Consider the following 20,621-nt stretch of genomic DNA (forward strand, 5'->3'; position numbering starts at 1 on the left):
GATTAATTGTTTTGAAATTTCTTCATGAAAGGTATTTTAAAAAAAACTGATTTTGTCAATGTTTTTTCATATTGTGTCATGACTAACACACAACAAAAACCGTAACAAACAGTATATATTAGACCTAGTATTAGATTACCTATTAAATTATCTTCAAATAAAAAAGAATCTAAAAGCAGGCAAGTGGAGGTTAATAAAAGACAACATATAAAAAGAGGAAGTATTTCTTTATAGTATCTATACATATCTAAGTTTGTTTTTTTTTGGTAATAAAAAAACATGACAACTCTTTCTATTAACATAAAAATTACCACAGAAAAAATCATTTCCATAACACCAAATGCTTTTAGTAAAAAATAACCTAATATAGTCCCTGTAATAGTTAATGATAACATTATTACACCTCTATATGCCAGTAAGTTTTTTGCTTCAAGTATATTATTCGCAAAGCCTTGAGATAAAATAGGAGTAAGGCCAATCATAATAACAACAGCATAGTAATACGCCATTTCAAAACCATTTCCTACCCATATATGAACAAAGTATTGACCACAAATGACAAATCCTCCAAAGATATATAGTAATACGATAAGGATGATTCTGGAAATTTTAATAAATGTGTTGGTTAATTCTTTTTTAGGCACATTTTGTACAGTCATTTTTATTGCTTTCGGTAAGAAAACAGAAGATATTGCACTCGAAAAAGCACCGTAATAATTTCCTAACGTTGACCCAATTGCATATACAGCAACAATAGATGTGGAATAAAACATACCTATCAAAAATTGACCGAATCTCCACCGAAGCTGATTAACAAGAGCAAAAACGAATAGCCATAACGAAAAACCTAAAATACTTATAAATAAACTTTTATTTATGTTGTGAAGACGGATACGAACTTTCAACACTTTAAAAACAATGTAGATATTTATTCCAATTACAACTATATTCATTATTGTGTCTAGTACTACTAAGCCTACAGAGTCTGCCCCGTATAATAAAATGACTAAAACTAAAATACTCCTAATAATATATTTTATAATGTTGGTTATTTTGGGTAAAATGAATTCTTCGTACCCAAAACAAATACCGCTAAAAGCTCCCCCTGGAAGAGAAATTGCTAAATTAAAGGTGAGGATTAACATCATCAGTTTAGCCTTTTCTATTTGTTCAAAGCTTAATGAATTTCTATAGAAATCATCTAGATTATAATACAAAATTACACCAAGAATGGTTACAAGTATAGAAATGCAAAAATAAATAATGAAACTATGTGCTAAAAAGTTTTCTTCACCATGTTTATCGTCTTCTAGTTTGTATTTTGCAACATATCTAATAATAGTATTATTTAATCCAAAATCTAAAACACTCATGTAGCCAACAAGAGCTCCAATCATGGTATATAAACCATATTCCGACTGACCAAGAGAACGTATTATAAAAGGGGTAAGTAGTAACCCAACAATATTCGTTAAAAATATAGTCACATAGGATAATGCGGCTCCTCCTTTAAGTTGGCTAATTTTCATTAAAGTCTTGTCCAGTTGCTGTCCTTAATAACTCCTTTAACATCATATAAAATACCACCTGGTTTTAATAAGCTTTTTAAATCTTCTTTTAAAAACTCATTATGAGCCACAGTTAAAATAATAGCATCATATTTTTCGGTAGGTAAGTCTTTTTGAGTGTCTAAACCGTATTCATGTCTCACTTCTTCAGGGTTAGCCCATGGATCGTAAATAGTAACTTCTGTTCCAAAACTTTTTAATTGATTGATAACATCTACCGCTTTGGTATTTCTAACATCAGGACAGTTTTCTTTAAATGTGATTCCTAAGTTTAATACTTTGGCATGTTTGATTTTAATATCATTACGTACCATAAGTTTGATGATTTCAGAAGCTACATATTGCCCCATACTATCGTTAACGCGACGTCCTGCTAAAATAATTTCAGGGTGATAGCCCACTTCTTGCGCTTTTTGAGCTAAATAATACGGATCGACACCAATACAATGTCCACCAACTAAACCGGGTTTAAATGGAAGGAAATTCCATTTTGTACCTGCAGCCTCTAAAACGGCATGCGTATCAATATCCATAAGGTTGAATATTTTAGCTAGCTCGTTCACAAAGGCAATATTAATGTCACGTTGTGAGTTTTCTATAACTTTTGCAGCTTCGGCTACTTTGATAGTAGGAGCGAGGTGTGTACCTGCGGTAATGATACTCGCGTACAAGGCGTCCACTTTTTTACCAATTTCAGGTGTAGAACCTGCAGTCACTTTTAAAATTTTATCTACGGTGTGTAATTTATCGCCCGGATTAATACGTTCTGGAGAATAACCTGCAAAAAAGTCTTGATTGAATTTTAAACCACTTATTTTTTCAAGAACAGGAACACACTCATCTTCAGTAACACCAGGGTACACGGTAGATTCGTAAATAACGATATCTCCTTTTTTAAGAACCTTGGCAACTGTTTCACTCGATTTATATAAAGGAGTTAAATCGGGTCTATTATTTTTATCAATAGGAGTAGGCACAGTAACTATATAATAGTTACAGTCTGCAATAGCATCTAACTGAGATGAAAACACTAAACCATTTTCATCATTTTGAGATGTTTTTAGAACTGCTTTTAAAACACTTTCTTCAACTTCTAATGTAGCATCATGACCTTGAGCTAATTCGTTAATTCGTTTTTCATTAATATCAAAACCAACAACGTTAAATTTAGTGGCAAATAATCGTGCTAATGGTAAGCCTACATATCCTAATCCTATAACTGCAATTTTATCTTTTTTCATAATTATTTATTGTCCAATTGAATAATATTCGAACCCTATGTGTTCCATGTTTGTTTTATCTAAAATATTTCTTCCGTCAAAAATGAAAGCTGGTTTTTTCATGTTTGCGTAGATTTTATGCCAATCGTAACCTTTAAACTCGTCCCACTCGGTCATAATAGCAATGGCGTGTGCCTCCTTTGTTGCTTCATACGGCGAATCTACACTTATAACACCTGCTTCATTTTCAGCTTCTGTACGTGTGTTTAAATAATTTAAATCGGTTTGCACTTTAGCATGCGGTACTTTGGGATCGAAAACCGAAATGTTGGCTTGTTCATTCAGTAAATGATCAGCCACATAAATAGCTGCTGATTCTCGTGTATCGTTGGTATCTTTTTTGAAAGCCCAGCCTAAAAGCGCTATTTTTTTTCCGGAAACGGTATTATAAAGTGTTTTTATTAAACGATCGGAAAAGCGTCTTTTTTGATGATCGTTCATAATGATCACTTGCTCCCAGTAATCGGCAACTTCATTTAAATTGTAACTTCGTGCAATATAAACCAAGTTTAAAATGTCTTTTTGAAAACAAGACCCTCCAAACCCAACAGAGGCTTTAAGAAATTTTGATCCTATACGAGAATCCATTCCAATAGCTTTGGCTACTTCATTCACATTAGCTCCGGTAAGTTCACATAATTCTGAAATAGAATTAATAGAAGATATACGCTGTGCTAAAAACGCATTAGCGGTTAATTTTGATAATTCTGACGACCATAAATTGGTACGTAGAATTTTATCGTCGTTAACCCAACTGCTATATACATTAGCTAGTGCTTCAATAGCTTCTTCGGATTCTCCTCCAATTAAAACACGATCTGGATTTAATAAATCTTCAATAGCTGTACCTTCCGCTAAAAACTCAGGGTTCGATAAAATATGAAAATTGATATTGTTCCCCGTGTTGTGTAAAATACTTTTAATGGCTTCGGCTGTTCTAACCGGTAAGGTCGATTTTTCTACGACTATTTTGTCTGTTTTGGCAACTTCAGCAATATGGCGTGCGCATAATTCTATGTATTTTAAATCAGCTGCCATCCCTTTTCCTTTTCCGTAGGTTTTGGTAGGTGTATTTACTGAGATAAATATCATTTCGGATGCATCGATAGCTTGATCAATATCGGTAGAGAAAAATAGATTTTTTCCACGAGTTTCCTTTATAATATCAGCTAAACCAGGTTCGTAAATAGGAAGTTTAGATAGATCGTCATTATTCCAAGCATCAATACGGTCTTGGTTAATATCTACAATAGTAATTTTTAAATGGGGATTGTTTTTTGCGATGACCGCCATAGTAGGGCCGCCAACATAACCGGCACCTATACAGCAAATATTTTTAATCAACATAATTTTATAGGTTTTCCCAATACCAAGAAACGGCTTCTTTTAGGCCGGTTTTAATATCGAATTTGGGGTCGTAATTTAATAATTCTTTTGCTTTATTTATTGAGGCCAGGGAGTGAGGGATGTCTCCAGCTCTGTTTTCTCTGTATTTTATTTCAACACTATTAATTTTTTCATCGTACTCTGATAAGTATGTTTTTAATAATGTTGTAAGTTCAGTTAACGTAGTGCGTTCGCCAAAAGCGACATTGTACACCGTATTTAGGGCTTCTTTATTGGTGGTTGTAAGAGCTCTTAAATTCATTTGAACCACGTTGTCAATATACGTAAAATCTCGAGAATAACTACCATCTCCATTTATAACTGGCGATTCGTGACTTACAAATTGTTGTACAAATTTAGGGATTACAGCGGCATAAGCACCATCTGGATCTTGGCGTCTTCCAAAGACATTAAAATAACGAAGACCAACAACATCTAAATTATAAGTGGTGTGAAAAATATCAGCATATAACTCATTTACATATTTAGTGATAGCATAAGGCGATAGTGGTTTTCCTATGGTTTCTTCTACCTTAGGAAGTGCTTCATGATCGCCATAAGTTGAAGAACTAGCGGCGTAAACAAAACGTTTAACTCCGGCATCTCTTGCCGCGACTAGCATGTTTAAAAAACCAGAAACGTTAACATCATTAGTCGTTATTGGATCATTTATTGAACGTGGTACAGATCCTAATGCTGCTTGATGTAAAACGAAGTCTATTCCGTCGCATGCTTTATGGCAATCTTCTAACTGTCTAATATCGCCTTCAATTAAATTGAAATTAGAATCAGATAAAAAAGGTTTTATGTTTTCTCTTTTGCCTGTAGCAAAGTTGTCTAGGCAGGTTACTTTAATGTTTTGGTTTAATAAAACTTCACATAAATTAGAGCCAATAAACCCAGCGCCACCTGTTACTAAAATGTGTTTATTTTTTAAAGTTTCAATGAAATCTAAGGTCATATAATTTTTGCTTTTTGTTTAGTAAGCGACAAATAAATAAAAAATTAATTTAAGTAGACCTGTAAACTATACTAAGGTTGTCTTTTTTCCGATTAAAGTCAGGAATATGTCAAAAAAGCCGATTAAATAGATTTTTTAATTTTGATTAAAGTTTTTAACGGAAATCAAAAATATCGGTGTTATTGGCTTTAATATACGTGTATATACTTACGTTTTAGATAGCAAAAACAACTTAGGAAAGAGTGGGTTAATCGACAAGCTACAAAGAATGCCTGTGAATTTATATGCTCCTTGTATTTAACCGATTTTAATAAAGGTTTTGGCGAAATATGTAAGAAGTCGCATTCCTACTTAAAAACTATTAGTAAATTTACAAAGTGAAAAACATACAAATTGGATTGATTAATAGCGAGTTAATTTAATATGTAAAAATATTTTTAAAATACTCTCAACGGTCTTTTTTAGAAATGTTTTATTAATAACGAGACGCAAAACTAGTCACTCGATATTTAATGTTGTTAAACGAAAAATGTAAATGCTAACAAAAACTAAAATTTATCTATCTTCACCTCACATGGGGGGAACCGAACAAAAGTTTGTAAATGAGGCTTTTGAAACAAATTGGATTGCACCTTTGGGGCCAAATGTTAATGGTTTTGAAGATGATATTAAAAGGGCTTTAGGTGGAAATCACGAAGTTGCTGTTTTAAGTTCAGGTACTGCTTCAATTCATTTAGCACTAGAGATCATTGGTGTATCCCAAGGCGATGAAGTACTGTGTCAAAGCTTTACGTTTTCGGCATCTGCAAATCCAATTCTTTATTTGGGAGGAACACCGGTTTTTATTGACAGTGAAAGAGATACGTGGAACATGTCTCCGGAATTGTTAGAAATTGCGATTTTAGATAGAATAGAAAAATATAAAAAACCTAAAGCCATTATTGCTGTACATTTATACGGTATGCCATATAAGGCTAACGAAATAAATGCTATTGCTGAAAAGTATGGTATTCCTGTTGTGGAAGATAGTGCTGAAGCTTTAGGTAGTAAATATAAAGGTAAAGCCTGCGGAGCACTTTCCGATTTTGGTATTTTGTCTTTTAATGGAAATAAAATAATAACAACTTCTGGCGGGGGTGCTTTAATTACAAAAACGAAAGGTTTAAAGGATAAAGCCGTGTTTTTATCAACCCAAGCCAGAGACGACGCGCCGCATTATCAACATTCTCAAGTAGGTTATAATTACCGAATGAGTAATGTTTTAGCAGGAATTGGACGTGGACAAATGGAAGTGCTTGATGCTAGAGTGGCGGCAAGACGTGCTAATTATGAATTTTATAAAGCACACTTAGCACAACTTGATACTATTGAATTCCTTGAAGAACCTACAGGCAGTTTATCTAATAGATGGATTTCATGTGTGAAAACAGATTCGTTTGAAACTCGTGAAAAAATTAGAATGGCCTTATTTGAGGATGATATAGAGTCTAGACCACTTTGGAAGCCTATGCACCAACAACCTGTGTTTAAAGATTGTTTACATTTTACAGATGGAACATCGGAAGACCTTTTTGAAAAAGGGCTTTGTTTGCCAAGTGGCTCTAATTTAACGGAAACTGACTTACAACGAATAGTGACCATAATTTTAAATACCCCAAACTCATGATTATAAACTACTTTGCTAAACATTCGCAGAAATATGCCTCTAAATGGCTTGTTTTTGCTATTGACCTATTAATAGTAATGGCTACTTTTTTTATAGCTTACTTTATTAGGTTTAACTTTTCATTCAATTTTAACGTTGGTCAATTTTGGTTACAAGTTCCTTTTATCTTTACGATTTCAGTAGCGAGTTTCTTAATTGTTGGATCGTTTAAAAGTGTAATTAGACATACCGGCTTTACCGATGTGGTTAACTTATTTAAATCTGTGGTATTAATTGCTGGAATTACAGGTTTATTGGTAACACTGAATAATAAATTTGGAGTAGTTTCTAACTTTACTGTTCCGGCAACTATAATTGCTTTTCATGCTATTATGAGTTTTACCGTGTTAAGTGCTAGCCGTCTTGTTTTTAAAATGGCTTTCAAGCATTTGCAATGTAAATTATTAGCAAGCAAACGTATTTTAATATACGGATCAGGTGATGAAGGGATTGTAACTTATAATGCCTTAGTGAATAATACCACGTTAAGTTACGTTGTTGTTGGTTTTATAGATGATAACACAAAAAAGAAAGGTAAGAATATTAATGGTGTGCCCATTATGTCTTTTGGTCAAGTTACACCTATTTTCGCGGCAAACAATGGTATTGATGAAATTGTGGTAGCTTCGGAAAGTGTTAGTTCTGGTAAATTAATTGCTTTGATAGAAAATTTATCTGTAGCAAATGTTAAAATAACAAAAGTACCACCTATTGATAATTGGATTAATGGAGAGCTAAGTTCTAAGCAAATAAAACAAGTACAAATCGAAGATTTGTTAGGTAGAGCGCCTATAGAAATTAATTCGCCTACCTTACAAAATGAATTTAGTGGGGAAACAGTTTTAGTTACTGGAGCTGCTGGTTCTATAGGTAGTGAGTTGGTAAGACAATTGGCTGAGTTTGATGTGAAACATTTAATTTTAGTGGATCAAGCGGAATCGCCTTTATATGATGTAGAACAAGATTTAAAAAGAGCAGGAAAGACAGATTATACTGCAATAGTTGCGGATATTAGAGATGGTTTAAGAATAGATAGTATTTTTCAGGAATATAAACCAACGATGGTTTTTCATGCTGCAGCCTACAAGCATGTGCCATTAATGGAAAAAACACCTTATGAAGCTATTAAGATCAACGTAAACGGAACAAAGCTACTTGCTGATACATCGTCACGATATAATGTTAAGAAATTTGTATTTGTTTCTACCGATAAGGCTGTTAACCCAACTAGTGTGATGGGAGCAACGAAACGTATGGCAGAAATGTATATTACATGTTTGCAAAAAGAAAGTAAAACAAAGTTTATTACAACAAGATTTGGTAATGTTTTAGGTTCTAATGGTTCTGTAATTCCTTTATTCAAGAAACAAATTGAAAATGGCGGACCATTAACGGTAACAGACAGCGAAATCACAAGATATTTTATGACTATTCCAGAAGCGTCTCAATTAGTATTAGAGGCAGGAAGTATGGGGAAAGGTGGTGAAATATTTATATTCGATATGGGTGAATCTGTTAAGATATTTGATTTAGCTAAAAACATGATTAAATTATCAGGTTTACGCTACCCTGAGGATATTGACATTAAGATTACGGGTTTAAGACCAGGAGAAAAACTATATGAAGAATTATTGGCTAATGGTGAAAACACTTTAGCTACCTACAGTAAGAAAATTCTAATTAGTAAAACACGTGAGTTAGATTATGAGCGCATTAAGGCTTCTATTGAAGAGTTGTGCATCACAAATCGTTTTCAGAATAATAATATCGTTCTAAAGATGAAACGCTTAATTCCTGAGTACAAATCAAATAATTCAGACTATGAAAGATTTGATAAGCGTGTACAAACTTATAAGAAAGTTAAAGGTATAGTTGACAATAAAGTGGATAAAAATATTGTTAACCGCTAATTGTCTTTAATATTTAATACCTTACTCCCAAATTTCTATTTTAATGATAACATCTTTTTTTAAAGGCAAATTTGTTTTTGCCACTATTGTTATGTCGTTTCTTTGTTTAACTTCTTGTCAAACAAAGAAAGATATTGTTTACTTTCAAAATGCTAAGAATTTTGAAACCATAGTAGATACAGATACGTTTAAAGCCAAACTAAAGTATGGTGATATCTTAAGTATTTATGTTTCAACGTTGGATTTGACAGTTACAAAACCGTACAATTTAGTTATGGAATCTGGTAGTCAAGGACAGTTTATAACTTACCTAATTGATACCGAAGGAAATATTGATTATCCCGTGCTTGGTAAAGTTAAATTGGTGGGCTTAACCATTGAAGAAGCAAAGGAATTATTTAAGAAAAAATTTGAAGAAGGCCAGCTTCTTAAAGATCCAGTCGTTATAATTACGTTTACAAATTTTAGAATTACAGTGGCTGGAGCTGTTAATAGTCCAGGAGTATATCCTGTATCTGGAGAGCGCATATCTATTTTAGAGGCATTGGGATTGGCTGGTGATTTAAATATAAAAGGTAGACGAGATAATATTTTGGTCATTAGAGATTTTAATGGGTCTAAAACTTACACAAGGGTAGATTTAACTAGTAAAGAAGTGTTTAATTCTCCTGTGTTCTATTTAACGCAAAATGATTATATTTACGTTGAGCCAAATAACTCTGCTGTAAGTGGAGCTTCCGGAGATAGTAGAATTGGAACTATTATTAGTATAACCTCTTTTGTGTTGACAACAGCACTTATTTTTGTAACTAGAAATTAGGCCTTTTTATATGATTTCAAATGAGAACAGATTAGATTCGGAACACGCAAGTTCGAATCATTTTAATTTAAAAAAAACAATAGGTTTATATACCAAACATTGGATTTGGTTTGTAATTAGCATATTGTTTTTTGGTGTTTTAGCTTATTTTCAAATAAGAACTACCATACCAAAGTATGGAGCTACGGCTAAAATTATGCTTCTTGGTGATAATGACGGTACGGGAGGGGCAAACGCATTGAAAGAATTATCTCTTTTTTCTGAAAATGAAGCTGCAGAAGTAGATGATGAAATTCAAGTAATGACTTCTAGAACATTCATGAAGGACATTGTTAAAAAATTGAATTTAAATATACAATATTTTGCAGCAGGTAGGGTGAATGAATATGAGTTATATAAAAGCAATCCATTTCATGTCAATTTTATTCTTTCTGATTCTATTGTTGATAATATAGATTTCAATTTTTATGTGGATGTTATTTCGGCAACAGAATTTAATTATAGAGTGTTAGAGGATGATGTTCCACAAAAAATGACTTTTGGAAAAAACATATCTACAATATATGGTAGTTTGGTTCTAATGCCTAGAGATGGTTATCAGGGGGTTTACACTACAACAATTAGAGTTAAAGTAACTCCTGTTATGACTGTGGCTACATTTCTTAATAATAACGTTTCGGTTTCTCCAATTGCGAAATCATCGAAAGTTTTATCTATTTATTATGAAGATAACGTGTTACAGAAAGCTAAAGACGTTATTAATACCGTTATAGAAACTTATAACAAAACAACTTTAGAGAAAAAAAATATACGATCAGAGAACACGGTTAAGTTTATTGAAAAAAGAATTGATTCTATAACTTACGACTTGGTTAATGTTGATAATAATATTGTTAGGTATAAAACCGTTAATAAAATTACAGATGTAGCCTCTGAAGCGGGGCAATTTTTAGCGTCAAGCACACTAAATGAACAACAAATTGATGGGGCTAAAACAGAATTAAGGAAACTTAATTATATGACAGAATCTTTAGGTGATGATAGTACATTTGCTCCAATTCCTTCTAATTTAGGATTGGGTGATGCTTCAATTAGTACACTGTCTTCTAAATATAATGAACTTTTAAGAGAGCGTGACAGTAAGCTGCAAAGTGCAGGTGAAAGAAATCCTATCGTATTAGAGTTAAATGAAACTTTAAAAGGGATAAAGAGTAATTTAAATAATAATATAAAGAATTCTAAACAAGCGTTAGATATACAAATTAATAGTCTTCAAAATCAATCTACGAGATTGAGTTCTAAAATTTATGCCGTACCAGGACAAGAGAGTAAACTTCGCTCTATTGAAAGGAAACAAGGTATTAAGGAACAAATTTATTTGTTTTTATTAGAGAAAAGAGAGGAAGCAGCTATTACGTTAACAGCAACTACACCTAATTTAAAAATTATTGATGATGCCTATTCCTATGGAGAGGTTACCATGGATGGTAAAGTGCTTTACATTGGTGCCTTATTTTTTGGTTTTCTAATACCGTTTGGATTTATCTACGCTAGAGATTTACTAGATACAAAAATCCACAATAGAGAGGATTTGCATAACGCTATTAAAAATATAACAATTCTAGGGGAAGTACCTAGGTTGGCTAAAAGTGATAAAAAATTAGTAGAACGTAATGATCGATCAGTATTATCAGAGTCTTTTAGAATTATAAGAACTAATTTTGATTTTGTTAGAAGAGGACGATCGGCAGAAAGTTACAATAATGTCATGTTTGTAACATCGACTATTAATGGAGAAGGTAAGTCTTTTTTCAGTATGAATATGGCTTTAACTTTAGCAAGTACAAATAAAAAAGTTTTACTTATTGGAGGAGATATTAGAAATCCGCAAATTTTCTCAACCATTAGGGATATTGAAGGAAAAGAAGAATCGAATGTAGGTTTTACCGAATTTATTGCTGATGAATCAATTCAATTAAATAATACCATTAGTGAACATGCCGTTAATGATATTAAAATAGATTTAATGTTTTCAGGTAAAATTCCACCAAACCCTGCTGAATTATTGATGAGTGATCGTGTTAAGGAATTGTTTGACACTGTTTCTTCAGATTATGATTATGTAATCGTTGATACGGCACCTTCTATGCTGGTTACTGATACTTTATTAATTAGTAAATACGCTGCTCATACATTTTACATTACTAGAGCAGGTTATACTGAAAAAGAAATTTTAAACTTTACCAAGGAAATTCATGCCGATGAAAAATTAAACGGAATGATGCTTGTTGTAAATGATGTTGATCAATCTAACTTCGGTTATGGTGCCAAGTATGGTTATTATGGTGCACCAAAGAAAAAGGGATGGTTTAGAAAAAACAAGGCATAATTAACCTTAAGATTTGTATTCTTAATTTATATTTTAAACAAAAAAACTTGTTTTAGTTGATTAGACTAAAACAAGTTTTTTTTTGTTACTTATTTTCTACTTTTGTAGAAAGGAGAATAATGTATATCAGAAATTAATTGGCGTAGAATTCAAAGGCATCCATAATTACGGTATCATCAACTAAACAGTCGATTTTAGTAACGCCAATAGCCTCAAGTAATACGAAGTTAATATTACCATGATTATTTTTCTTATCGTACTTGAGAAGATCTATAATCTCAGGTAGCTCACTTTTATCAATGGTTATTTTGCCATAATAGCTTACAAATAAATCTTTGATTTTTAAAGTTGTTTCTTTTGGAAATCCAGTAAGTTCAGTAGAAATATAGCAAGCTAAAATCATTCCTACAACAACAGCTTCGCCATGTAATAACGTGGTTTTTTTGGGGTGACTTAAAAAATAAGATTCAATGGCGTGCCCAAGGGTATGTCCAAAATTAAGTGTTTTTCTCAAACCATTTTCAAAAGGATCTTCTTCAACAACATTCTTTTTAATTAAAACGGACTCATAAATTAATCCGTCTAAATCATCGAGTGATAGTTTAGATAAATCTTCAAATTTACTCCAATAAGTTTCGCCGGTTATTAACCCATGTTTTAACATTTCTGCCAAACCCGAACGCATTTGGTTCGTTGCTAATGTATCCAGATATTTTGTGTCAATTAACACTAAATCGGGGTTGCTAATAACACCAACTTGGTTTTTTAAATGTCCTAAATCAACGCCGGTTTTTCCTCCAACAGAAGCATCAACCATAGAAAGTAAAGTGGTTGGAACATTAATGTATGAAATTCCACGCTTAAAGGTGCAAGCCACAAAACCACCTAAATCGGTAATAACACCACCGCCAATATTTATCAGTAAACTTTTACGGTCGGCATTTAATTCCGATAAGGTATTCCAAACGCCTACACAGGTATCTATAGTTTTATTTATTTCACCAGACTCAATTTCAATAATTTCGATTACAGCTTCAGTTTCAATTTGAGGAAGTAGTATAGGTAAACAATGCTCATGAGTATTTTCATCTACTAAAATAAAAATTTTAGAAAAATTGTTTTCTAAAAGATGTTTATTTAATGATGAATAACAAGTGTTATTAAAGTGTATTGTACAGTTTTTTGTGCTAATAGAATCCATAAAATATTTAAACTTTTTAAGAATGTGAAATTAAGGAGATTTTATATAAAATGATAACTTAGCTATAATTATATTTGCAAAAAAAAGGGCAAATGAATACGAATTTGATATTTAATAACACTAAAGTCGCATTTTCTTTAAAAAGTGATTCGGAACTTGAAAGAGCTTACTTTTTATTTAAGATGATTTCAATAGAACCCTTGGTGCGCATTGGAACAGTGGCAACTAATTTTGCTTTAAAAGCACATTTGCCTATTGAAGGATTAATTCGTTCTACAGTCTTCGATCATTTTTGTGGAGGTGTAAACGAAGACGACTGCTTACCTGTTATTGAGAAGATGTATGACAAGGGGGTGAGTTCGGTTTTAGATTATTCTGTTGAAGGAAAAGAAAGTGAAAAGGAGTTTGACGCGGCCTTAAATAAGTTATTAAAAATTATCGAATTCGCAAAAAACTTGCAAGCCATTCCTATTGCCGTTTTTAAACCGTCAGCCTTTGGTCGTTTTTATTTATATGAGAAATTATCGAAAAATGGAACTTTAACAATTGTTGAACAGGAAGAATGGGATAGAATTGTGAGCCGATTTGATCAGGTTTGTGCAAAAGCTAAGGCTTATGATGTCGCTGTTTTAATTGATGCCGAAGAAAGCTGGATGCAGGATGCAGCCGATAATTTAATAACCAAAATGATGGTTAAATATAATACGGAAAAGCCAATTGTTTATAATACGTTGCAAATGTATCGGCATGATCGTATGGCGTTTTTAACGTCTGAACATGCCAAAGCCAAAGCTGCTGGATATTTTCTGGGTTTTAAATTGGTACGTGGTGCCTATATGGAAAAAGAAAATGATAGAGCAGAAACTAAAGGGTATCCATCACCAATTTGTATTAGTAAAGCTGCTACGGATGCTAATTTTAATAAGGCTTTAAATTATATGTTAGAAAACATCAAGGACATGTCGGTTTTTGCTGGAACTCATAATGAGGATAGTTCGTATTTACTCATGGAACTTATGGATAAATTAGGGATTAAAAATAATGACGAACGTGTTTGGTTTGGCCAATTATACGGCATGAGCGATCATATTAGTTATAATTTGGCCCACGAAGGTTATAATGTGGCTAAGTATATGCCGTTTGGTCCGGTAAAAGATGTGATGCCGTATTTGATTAGACGCGCTGAAGAAAACACCTCTGTAGCAGGGCAAACAGGACGAGAACTCGCTCTTTTAAAGCAAGAAAAAACGAGACGAAAAGCAGAATAAATTAAAGGTAACTCATTAATATCTCCTTAACCTTTACTTGAGGAGTAAAAGCAGAAACTTTATTTAAGCGATCGAAAATTTTTGAATTAAATGGAGTAGAATTGTTTTTCTGAACAAGGAAAATTTGTTCATCCTCGGTGGCGAGAAGAGTTTCATTATTGGAGACTAAATGTTCATGAATTTTTTCGCCGTCTCTTAATTTTGAAAATCGAATATCAACAGATTCTATTTTACAAAATATCTGAAGCCGTTCAACTAAATGTTTTATTTTGATTGGTTTTCCCATGTTAAATGTAAAAAGGGCACTTGTATGGCTATCGTTGTTGGCTATTTTTAAAATGAGCTGACACGCCTTTTGCTTATTGATAAAATATCTTGAAATTTCTTTATGTGTTATAGTAAGCGTTCTATTGGTTTCAATATGTTTTTTGAATAAAGGAACCACCGAACCGTTAGAGCCAAAAACATTTCCGAAGCGTGTTGTTAAAAAAATACTAGGACTTGTTTTAGATAAAAAAGCGATATAATCTTCAGAAATACGTTTTGAAATCCCCATAACACTAATAGGATCTACGGCTTTATCTGTGGAAATAAAAATGAATTTTTTGACTTCAAAAGTTAAAGATAAATCGGTTAATAGTTTAGTCGCAAAAATATTGACTTTTATAGATTCAAAAGGATTAGCCTCCATTAAAGGAACATGTTTATAGGCCGCAGTATGAAAAACTATAGTAGGCTGGAAGGTTGAAAAAAGGTGCTGTAATGAATCTTTTTGGGTGATATTTAGTATTTGAAAATGAATGTTATGTTTATTCTCAAACTCCGACGCATTCATTAAATCGAACAACGGAGATTCGGCAATATCTATAAGAATTAATTTTTTAAAACGACAATTTGTGAGTTGTTTAGAAAGTTCGCTGCCAATAGAGCCAGCAGCACCTGTTATTAAAATGGTTTCTTCTGAAAAATTGAAGTTTACAATATTTTGGTGTGATGGTTTAACATCAGGGAACAGTCCAGAATTTATTAATAACTCATCTATATGTGCGGAAATTTCAGCTTTCATCTAGGTATAACGTCTTTATTTAAAGATTGTTTTGTTGCTATAATTTAAATGAAAAACAGTGAAAATTATAGCGGAATAAAGAGAAGGTATAGGGAAAGCGAAAATAGTTATTTTGTAATAACCTTGATCACGGTTAAGGCTATTAATTTTAGGTCGAAAAAGAAATTTCTATTCTTAATATATGCCTTATTGTATTTTAATTTATCAGGAATGATTGTTTTTATAAATAGTTCCTCAGGATTTTCGGCGGCTTCTAATAATTCTACTTCATTTCTATATTTTAAAGATGCAAGCCCTGTAATACCTGGACGAACTTTGAATATTTTCATATCGTCTTCCGTATAGAAATTAACGTAATAGCGTAATTCTGGCCTAGGCCCAACAAAACTCATGTCGCCTTTTAAAATATTAATAAGCTGTGGGAATTCATCAATTTTAAACCGCCTTAACAAATAGCCGACTTTGGTTATTCGCGCATCATGATTGCCTAAAGTTAGTAAGCCGCTTTTTTGCGATTTCTCGCGCATGGTTCTAAACTTATAAATATTGAAATCCCGATTATTTTTGCCAACGCGACCCTGAATAAATAGCACAGGACCTTTAGAATCTATTTTAATGATAATGGCAAGAATAAGGAGAAATGGAAAAAGAAAAATTAAACCAATTAAAGAAAAAAGAACATCAAAAGTGCGCTTTATCATGGCATCTTTTCAATTTTTAAATTGGTAATAGTTGCAATGCTATCGCAGTTTTCAACCGTTAAAACAACTTCTCTTTCATCTAATTCACCTTCAACAAAATAAACACCACAAGGTTTACGTCTGGTATCACTATCCGAGAAATTAATGTCGCCTTTTTTTAAAACGGTTCTAATTTCAGTAGAATCAATAATGTTTTTCGATATAAAATCGTTGATTACGGCATTATAAACAATGTTTTTTGAGTTAATGTTTTTTAAAACTCGGGCTTCCGGACCATAACTACAGGACGCTTTTTTTCCGTTTAAAAAGAATGTTAAAATAATTAACCCGATGGAAAATCCGCCAAGGTAATAGCCAATACGCTGAATAAGTTTCATTTAAATAATTTTGAGGTCGTTTTGGAGATGCTTCTTAAAAGATGAGCAAATTAATATCGCTATAATCTAAACCAAACCATTCTCCCACAGATTTACTAGTTAAAATACCGTGGTAAAAGTACAACCCATTTTTTAAACCGCGATCAAAACGTAAGGAATTTTCTAATCCGCCATCTTCGGCAATTTTCAATAAATATGGCGTAAAAATATTGCTTATAGACACAGATGAAGTTCTGGAATACCGTGCCGGAATATTAGGTACACAATAATGTACCACATTATGTTTTATAAAGGTAGGGTGTTTGTGTGATGTTACCTCGCTAGTTTCAAAACAGCCTCCCATATCTATGCTAACATCGATAATTATGGCACCTTTTTTCATGTGTTGCACCATATTTTCAGAAACCACAATAGGCGCTCTATTAGTGCCGCGAATGGCGCCAATAACAACATCGCAACGTTTTAAGGCTTTAGTTAAATTTTTAGGTTGAATAGTCGATGTGTAAACCGGACGCCCCAGATGGCTTTGTATGCGTCTTAATTTGGTTAATGAATTATCAAATATTTTAACATTTGCGCCAAGACCAATAGCGCTACGACTAGCAAATTCGCCAACAGTACCAGCGCCAAGAATAACAACCTCAATAGGAGGTACGCCACTAATGTTGCCAAACATGAGGCCGTTGCCTGTTTCAGAACTTGAAAGTAATTCTGATGCAATTAATACAGATGCCGTTCCAGCAATTTCGCTTAACGATTTTACCGCAGGGTAAGCATTATCAGAATCTCTAATAAACTCGAAAGCCAATGCGGTAATACGTTTAGACGCTAAAGTCTCGAAGTATTTTTTATGTTGTGTTTTTAATTGTAACGCAGAAATTAGTATGGTTTGCGGGTTTATAAGCTTAATTTGCTCTAAACTTGGCGGTTCCACTTTTAAAATCATTGGGCATGCAAAAACCTTTTCGGTGTCTTTTGTTATTTCTGCGCCAGCTTCACTATAATCTTTGTCGCTAAAATTGGCACCTTCTCCCGCGCCAGATTCTAATAAAACGCGGTGCCCGTTATTCACTAAAGCATAAACGGCATCGGGAGTTAAACAAACTCGTTTTTCCTGAAAAGCTGTTTCTTTAGGTATTCCTATAAATAATTCGCCTTTTTTCTTAAATATTTCAAGTGTTTCTTCTTGAGGTAGAAGTTGTTGCTTTGTAAAAGGTGAAAGTGGTTTGCTCATGCATTTTATTATTTTAATAAAAAATCAAATTACAAATAAATTTTGAAACTCAATTAAAAATAGGTCATCATTTTAACTTGTGCGAATAGTTTTCATAAATTTTAAGGTTAGACCGCAAAACGTATTCAATTATTTACTTTAGTTTTGCGTTAACTTAACAAATATGATTAAACAATTAGTATTAATTTTTATTTTACTTTTTTCTTTACATAGTCTTTCTCAAAGTATAGAAGTTACTGGAGAAATTGAAGACGCAAACAATAAACCTATAGCTTTTGCTAATATTTTAATTACGAGTAGTAAAGAGTATTCAAGCCCTGTTGGTACAACAACAGATGAATATGGAGTTTTTAAAATATCAAATTTAGAAGCGGGTTCTTGTGTTTTAAACATTAGTTATTTAGGATATAAAACTCAGATAATAAATCTAGTTTTAAATGAAAGTAAAACGCTTGATAAAATTATACTTGAAGACGAGCACCAAGAACTTGATGGTATTTTTATTGTTAGTAAGAAGCCAACGGTGAAGCGATTGGTAGATCGATTGGTGTTTAATGTTGAAAATTCTACGCTTTCTAATAATAATATGGCCGATGTTTTAAAACATACGCCAGGTGTTTTGGTTAATAATGATGAGATCACCGTTAAGCAATCTAGCCCAACCATATATATAAATGACAAAAAAGTACATTTATCTACAGCTGAAATTTTACAACTTTTAGAAAGTATGCCTGCTAATAATATTAAGGCTATAGAGGTTATTACGTCACCGCCAGCAAAATACGAAGCAGAAGGCGGAGCTGTGCTAAACTTTATCACTTCTAAAAATATTGTCTCAGGTTATAATGGAAGTGTTTTTGGTAATTTTGAACAAGGCTATAAATTTCCTAAATATTCGGTAGGGACGAGTCATTTTTTTAAGGGTAAAAAAATAAGTGCTTATATTAATTACAACATTAGCCCAAGGAAAGATTACAGACATAACGAGGAATTTGTTAATTTCTCTAACAGTAACGTTCCTATTTCTAGTTGGGAAACCGACTATAAACGCGTTCAAGAATCAACAAATCAAAATGTAAATAGTAACATAGATTATGAGATAAATGCAAATAATACGCTTAGTTTTTCGGCAAATTTATTGTTTTTGCCTCATTCTGGTAATGATAGAGATATCAATTCCTTTACAGAAGTTTTTGGTGCTACAGGAGTTTTAGATTCTACATTTAATACTCAAAATAACGTTATCGATAAGAAGACCAATTTGGCTTTTACGCTCGATTATATTCATAAATTCAAACAAGACGGCGAACAGGTTTCGTTTAGTGTACATCACACCAATTACGATTTTTCTAGTAATCAAGATGTGAATACCACTTATTTGTTTCCAGATGAATCCCTCATTAGAAATAATAGGTTTCAATCTTTTACCGGACAAAATATTGAGTTGTACACAGGGCAAATAGATTATGAACTCCCAATTTCTGATTCTGAATTTTTAGAAGCCGGGGTAAAAGCATCGTTTATTAATTCGGAAAGTTTACTTGATAGATATGTCTATGATAGCGGAAATAGGGAAGAAGATTTAGAGAATTCTGACGTGTTTTTGTATGATGAAACAAACTTAGCCATTTACGGAAGTTATTCTAAAGACTGGAATCGTTGGAGTTTGAAAACAGGAGTAAGAGTAGAGCACACCAATATTAAAGGGAATTCATTATCAACAAATGAAACGAATAAATCCGATTATATTAAATTGTTTCCAACCTTTCATTTATTACATGTCATAAATGAAAACAATGAAGTTTACGCCAGTTATAATAAACGTATCAGTAGGCCTCGATATGAGCAACTCAATCCTTTTAAATTGTATTTAAGTGATAACTCTTATACTACAGGAGATCCAAATTTAAAACCGGAAATAGACGATAATTTTATCTTGGGTTACACCTTGAAAGGTAAATATACGTTTGAAGTTTATTACAGAAATGAAAAAAATCCGTCGACTGAAATATGGTTTCAAGACAATGATTCTAAGCTGTTGAAAAACATTAATACAAATCTTGATAAAGGCGTTTCTTATGGTTTAGATTTTATGACGTATACTCCTGTTATTTCTAATTGGAATGTATACGCTTTATCTTCTTTGTTTTATTATGAAAATCATTTCTCTGCCTTAGAAAGTAATAATGCTTTATATACCACGGATAAATGGTCTCTGTATTTACAAATTGTAAATTACTTTTCTTTTCTAAAGGATAGAAGTTTAACAGCCGATGTGATGTTAAATTATATTTCGCCAATAGTTGATGGTCCTCGTGAAATTAGTAATAGAACAGGTTTAGATATTAATTTTAGAAAAACCTTTTGGGATAACCGCGCATCTCTAAGTGTAGGTGTTAGCGATATTTTTAACACCCAGAATTTTACTCAAACTACTAAATATTTAAATCAAGACATTCTATTGAATTCTAAAATGGAGAACAGATTGTTTACCGTTGGCTTTAATTATAAGTTTGGCAATTTTAGGTTAACTAATAACCAAAAAGACAAAGAGGTCGAGGAGCAATTAAGATTGGAGCAAAACACGAATTAGACGCTAGTTTTAAATAGGTTTTCTACCAAGTAACTGTGTTAGTTAGTTAGTTAGTTAGTTAGTTAGTTAGTTAGTTAGTTAGTTAGTTAGTTAGTTAGTTAGTTAGTTAGTTAGTTCGCCTGTAGAGGCTTTCTAATCGTTTTAGGAGACTTTATCAACTCG

Annotated in this window: 15 protein-coding genes; 6 read left to right on the forward strand and 9 right to left on the reverse strand. The window is 32.5% G+C overall.

All coding sequences use genetic code 11. The annotated features are described in order from the left end of the window. Positions 1 to 2: 2 nt before the first annotated feature. From QWY92_RS17305 to QWY92_RS17320, 4 genes are read right to left on the reverse strand one after another with little or no spacing between them, the layout of a single operon-like run. Complete coding sequence (locus QWY92_RS17305; RefSeq protein ID WP_290273623.1) at positions 3 to 1,529, reverse strand: lipopolysaccharide biosynthesis protein; 1,527 nt, start codon at positions 1,527 to 1,529, stop codon at positions 3 to 5. Next, positions 1,529 to 2,809, reverse strand: coding sequence for a nucleotide sugar dehydrogenase (locus QWY92_RS17310; protein ID WP_290273625.1), 1,281 nt, complete (start codon positions 2,807 to 2,809; stop codon positions 1,529 to 1,531). Before QWY92_RS17310 ends, QWY92_RS17305 begins: the two co-directional genes overlap by 1 nt. Positions 2,810 to 2,815: 6 nt before the next feature. After that, positions 2,816 to 4,195, reverse strand: coding sequence for a nucleotide sugar dehydrogenase (locus QWY92_RS17315; RefSeq protein WP_290273626.1), 1,380 nt, complete (start codon positions 4,193 to 4,195; stop codon positions 2,816 to 2,818). A 4-nt stretch (positions 4,196 to 4,199) separates the two neighbouring features. Then, the gene (locus QWY92_RS17320; protein ID WP_290273628.1) at positions 4,200 to 5,195 is read right to left on the reverse strand and encodes an SDR family oxidoreductase; all 996 of its coding nucleotides are present in this window, start codon (positions 5,193 to 5,195) and stop codon (positions 4,200 to 4,202) included. Between the two features lie 535 nt (positions 5,196 to 5,730). Here QWY92_RS17320 and QWY92_RS17325 point away from each other — a divergent pair. The 4 genes from QWY92_RS17325 to QWY92_RS17340 are packed head-to-tail and all read left to right on the forward strand — an operon-like array spanning position 5,731 to position 12,019. Continuing rightward, complete coding sequence (locus tag QWY92_RS17325) at positions 5,731 to 6,861, forward strand: DegT/DnrJ/EryC1/StrS family aminotransferase (protein WP_290273630.1); 1,131 nt, start codon at positions 5,731 to 5,733, stop codon at positions 6,859 to 6,861. After that, positions 6,858 to 8,810, forward strand: a complete 1,953-nt coding sequence (locus tag QWY92_RS17330; protein WP_290273632.1) for a polysaccharide biosynthesis protein — start codon at positions 6,858 to 6,860, stop codon at positions 8,808 to 8,810. Before QWY92_RS17325 ends, QWY92_RS17330 begins: the two co-directional genes overlap by 4 nt. Positions 8,811 to 8,853: 43 nt before the next feature. Next, a complete protein-coding gene (locus tag QWY92_RS17335) occupies positions 8,854 to 9,630 on the forward strand; it encodes a polysaccharide biosynthesis/export family protein (RefSeq protein ID WP_290273634.1) in 777 nt (258 codons plus the stop codon). Positions 9,631 to 9,640: 10 nt separating this feature from the next. Further along, on the forward strand, positions 9,641 to 12,019 hold the full coding sequence (locus QWY92_RS17340) for a GumC family protein (RefSeq protein WP_290273636.1): 2,379 nt from the start codon (positions 9,641 to 9,643) through the stop codon (positions 12,017 to 12,019). 133 nt (positions 12,020 to 12,152) lie between these two features. Here the strand turns inward: QWY92_RS17340 and aroB are convergent, their stop codons facing one another. Further along, positions 12,153 to 13,220, reverse strand: coding sequence for a 3-dehydroquinate synthase (aroB, locus tag QWY92_RS17345; protein WP_290273637.1), 1,068 nt, complete (start codon positions 13,218 to 13,220; stop codon positions 12,153 to 12,155). Between the two features lie 92 nt (positions 13,221 to 13,312). Here aroB and QWY92_RS17350 point away from each other — a divergent pair, with 92 nt between their 5' ends. Next, the gene (locus tag QWY92_RS17350; protein WP_290273640.1) at positions 13,313 to 14,488 is read left to right on the forward strand and encodes a proline dehydrogenase family protein; all 1,176 of its coding nucleotides are present in this window, start codon (positions 13,313 to 13,315) and stop codon (positions 14,486 to 14,488) included. Between the two features lies 1 nt (position 14,489). On the opposite strand, the gene QWY92_RS17355 is transcribed toward QWY92_RS17350, so the two are convergent. The 4 genes from QWY92_RS17355 to QWY92_RS17370 all read right to left on the reverse strand — a co-directional run bounded on the left by QWY92_RS17355 (position 14,490) and on the right by QWY92_RS17370 (position 17,866). After that, complete coding sequence (locus QWY92_RS17355; RefSeq protein ID WP_290273642.1) at positions 14,490 to 15,554, reverse strand: polysaccharide biosynthesis protein; 1,065 nt, start codon at positions 15,552 to 15,554, stop codon at positions 14,490 to 14,492. Between the two features lie 107 nt (positions 15,555 to 15,661). Beyond that, positions 15,662 to 16,255: a sugar transferase gene (locus QWY92_RS17360; RefSeq protein WP_290273646.1), complete on the reverse strand. Its 594-nt coding sequence runs from the start codon at positions 16,253 to 16,255 to the stop codon at positions 15,662 to 15,664. Then, positions 16,252 to 16,632, reverse strand: coding sequence for a hypothetical protein (locus QWY92_RS17365; protein WP_290273649.1), 381 nt, complete (start codon positions 16,630 to 16,632; stop codon positions 16,252 to 16,254). Before QWY92_RS17365 ends, QWY92_RS17360 begins: the two co-directional genes overlap by 4 nt. Before the next feature lie 34 nt (positions 16,633 to 16,666). After that, positions 16,667 to 17,866, reverse strand: a complete 1,200-nt coding sequence (locus QWY92_RS17370) for an alanine dehydrogenase (protein WP_290273652.1) — start codon at positions 17,864 to 17,866, stop codon at positions 16,667 to 16,669. A 163-nt stretch (positions 17,867 to 18,029) separates the two neighbouring features. On the opposite strand from QWY92_RS17370, the gene QWY92_RS17375 reads away from it, so the two are divergent. Continuing rightward, entirely contained in the window at positions 18,030 to 20,459 is a 2,430-nt protein-coding gene (locus QWY92_RS17375) for an outer membrane beta-barrel protein (protein WP_290273654.1), read from the forward strand. Positions 20,460 to 20,621 lie beyond the last annotated feature (162 nt).

It is taken from the genome of Algibacter miyuki (genome assembly GCF_030409805.1).
GTDB classification, from domain to species: domain Bacteria; phylum Bacteroidota; class Bacteroidia; order Flavobacteriales; family Flavobacteriaceae; genus Algibacter; species Algibacter miyuki.